The following is a 489-nucleotide window of genomic DNA, read 5'->3' on the forward strand; positions in this document are numbered from 1 at the left end:
GAGACAGGCCATCCTCGCCTTAAAGCACCTCGGAAAGGTGATAGTTTATATATTCGACCCCAGCGAGTACTGCGGTTATCCGATTGAAGAGCAGACCCACCTGTTCGAGGAAATTTACAGTGAATTCGGCGAGTTTCCATTCATCGTAGTCCTCAACAAGGTGGACATAGCAGACGAGGAGAAGATTAGAAAGGTAGAGGAGTTCGTCAGAGCTAAGGGACTTGAACCACTCAGAATTTCGGCGCTCAATGGCGAAGGCCTTGAGAGGCTGAAGGAGCGCGTTATAGAGCTCGTAAAGCCCATGGTCGAGGAGCAGGCAAAGCGCATAATGGAGAAGGAACTGAGAAAGTACCGGGAAGAACTGGAGCTCTGATGCCTTTTTACCGTTAATATCATGAACTCCAGTGGGTTAACGGTAGCGTAAAGTTTTCAGGGTTAACAGTACTTAACGATAGCACTTAAAAGGAGAAAAAAATTCAGGCGCTCTCT

General features: G+C 47.4%; 1 pseudogene. It reads left to right on the forward strand.

Annotated elements, in window-relative coordinates:
- Positions 1-373: pseudogene (locus E3E51_RS12920) on the forward strand (EutP/PduV family microcompartment system protein); the annotation flags it as partial.
- Between the last annotated feature and the right edge of the window lie 116 nt (positions 374-489).

This window comes from Thermococcus sp. 21S7, assembly GCF_012027615.1.
In the GTDB taxonomy this organism is placed as follows: Archaea; Methanobacteriota_B; Thermococci; order Thermococcales; family Thermococcaceae; genus Thermococcus.